Here is a 2,309-nt window from a genome sequence, read left to right as displayed (position 1 = left end):
GTCCGGCTGTGACGAGGCTTCTTTCGGGCCCTTACCCTCCCACCGACAATATCTGTTGTCAAGATTGACTAAGTTGTCGGCGTGTCCGCAGGCCGGGCACGCCGTACAGGCCGGGCACTCCCGGCTGGGGGGACACCGCACGGCGAGAGATGCACGGCGGGACAGGCGGCGATCACGATGCGAAGGTGACCGATGGCGATTCGGGCTCGGTCGCTCGGACCCCTGTCGGCTCGCGGCCTTTATCCGTGTTCCAGCCGTTCAGCGAAGGAACGACAGACATGAGCTCTTCATCGACCATCACCGACGACGTGACGGCCGTCCGCGAGGTGCCCCGGCGCATCGTCGCCGCGTGGGCCAAGAACGACGCGGAGGCCTTCGCCGAGGTCTTCACCGAGGACGCCACGATGATCCTCCCCGATGACATCTTCGTCAGCGGCCGCCAGGGGATCCGCGAGTTCATGACCAAGGCGTACTCCGGCCCCTACAAGGGCACCCGGGTGACCGGGGACCCGATCTCGGCGAAGTTCATCGGCAAGGACGCGGCCGTGCTCGTCACGCGTGGCGGTGTCCTCGCTCCCGGCGACGCCGAGGTCGCGCCGGAGCGTGCCGTCCGGGCGACGTGGGTGCTGGCCAAGCAGGACGGGCAGTGGCTGATCACCGCCTACCAGAACACCCTCATCGGCGCGGCCTGACCCCGCTCGCGCTCCCGCGGCCAGGCTCGCTGCGCCGTTCCCCGACATCCGGCAAAGACTCTTTCGCGGCATTCCGGAGGCTACCGAATGACGAGCAACACCGTCGGGAGTACCGACGACTTTTCGATCGAGGTCCCGGCCCACGAGGACTGGGAAGACATCTATGCGGTGTTCTCCGCGGGCATCAACATCGACGGCGACCCCCAGAGCCTGGAGGCAGAGCGCGAGCTGTTCGAGCCCGAGCGCTCGCTGATCGTGCGGAGCGACGGCCGGATCGTCGCCACGCTGGGCGGCAACACCCGGCAGATCGCGGTTCCCGGCGCGGTGATCCCCGCCGCCCACGGCTGCCGGGGCGCGGTGTCCGCCACCGTCCGGCGCAAGGGCATCCTCACCCACTTGATGCGCCGGCACTTCGAGGACGCGCGCGCCCTCGGCGAGGGCATCACCCTGTGCTGGGCCAGCGAAGGCCGCATCTACCACCGGTTCGGGTACGGCGTGGCGGTCCGGCGGCTCGCGCTCAACGTGAACTCGCGCGAGGTCACCCCGCCGCCGGGGACTCCTGCCGGAAAGGTCACCGAAGGCTCACCGGCCGACCTCCGCGACGCCCTCGTGAAGATCTACGACCAGGTCTACGCCGACCGCCCGGGATGGTCGGAGCGTACGGCCGCGCACTGGGACTACCGCCTCGCCGACCTCATGTCCCAGCGGGCGGGCGGCTCGGCGCTGCGGGCCGTCATCCACGAAGGCGACGACGGCATCGACGGCTACGCCCTGTGGCGGGTGCGGAGCTCCTGGTCCGGGACCGGGCCGCTCAGCACCGTGGACGTCGTCGAGCAGGTGTCCACGACCCCCGAGGCGTACGACGCGCTGTGGCGTTTCCTGCTCAAGGTCGACCTCACCCGCTACGTCTCGACGTGGTCGGTCTCGGTCGACGAGCCGCTGTTCTACTGGGTCGGCGAGGCGCGGCAACTGTCGGCGCACCTGTGCGACGGGCTCTACATCCGGGTCGTCGACGTCGCCAAGGCGCTGGCGTCGCGCCGGTACGCCACGGCCATCGACGTCGTCATCGACGTCACCGACGACTTCCTGCCGGTCAACACCGGAAAGTGGCGCCTGACCGGGTCGCCGGACGCGGCGTCCTGCGCGCCCACGACGGACGACGCGGACCTCGCGTTCGACATCCGGGCTCTCGGGGCCGTCTACATGGGCGGCGCGTCGCTCCAGGCGCTGGCCGGCGCCGGCCTGATCCGCGAGCTGCGTCCCGGCGCGCTCGCCAAGGCCGCCCCGGCGTTCGGGTGGCACCAGCCGCCGTCCGCTTTCGAGATCTTCTGACGACGCGTCACCGATCGGCGGCCACACCAGGGGATCGGATCGGTGGCCGCCCGAAGGGCGTTCCCGGCTTCGCCTCAACGAGGATCACCGGCCCCCGCGCGGAGCATTCCTGCCCTGCGCGGGGGCGTCCTCGCGTGTAGCGCGCCGAATCCCGGCGTCCGCCACAGAGCATCCTCGGAGAAGACAGCCGAATTCCGGCTGGTGCAGGTTTAGTGTCGCCAGGCCCACGCCTTAGCGCGATCGACAGCCTGAGGCGTCCCAGGGCCTGGTAGCTCGTGATCGAAG

The 2,309-nt window shown here is 70.1% G+C and carries 2 protein-coding genes; both read left to right on the top strand.

Features of this window, described 5'->3' with window-relative positions; translation table 11 throughout:
• Positions 1–278 precede the first annotated feature (278 nt).
• On the top strand, positions 279–692 hold the full coding sequence (locus ABH927_RS34140) for an SgcJ/EcaC family oxidoreductase (protein ID WP_370028626.1): 414 nt from the start codon (positions 279–281) through the stop codon (positions 690–692).
• 87 nt (positions 693–779) lie between these two features.
• Positions 780–2,024, top strand: a complete 1,245-nt coding sequence (locus ABH927_RS34135; protein WP_370028624.1) for a GNAT family N-acetyltransferase — start codon at positions 780–782, stop codon at positions 2,022–2,024.
• Positions 2,025–2,309 lie beyond the last annotated feature (285 nt).

The sequence above is a fragment of the Planotetraspora sp. GP83 genome (assembly GCF_041262585.1).
GTDB lineage: Bacteria > Actinomycetota > Actinomycetes > Streptosporangiales > Streptosporangiaceae > JAOEGB01.
The sequence above is the reverse complement of the archived record's forward strand: the minus strand, read 5'-3'. Positions and strand labels throughout refer to the sequence as shown.

What these genes read in the sequence shown, in the direction of transcription:
- ABH927_RS34140 (WP_370028626.1), top strand. Translation starts at nt 279, where the DNA reads ATGAGCTCTTCATCGACCATCACCGACGACGTGACGGCCGTCCGCGAG.
- ABH927_RS34135 (WP_370028624.1), top strand. Translation starts at nt 780, where the DNA reads ATGACGAGCAACACCGTCGGGAGTACCGACGACTTTTCGATCGAGGTC.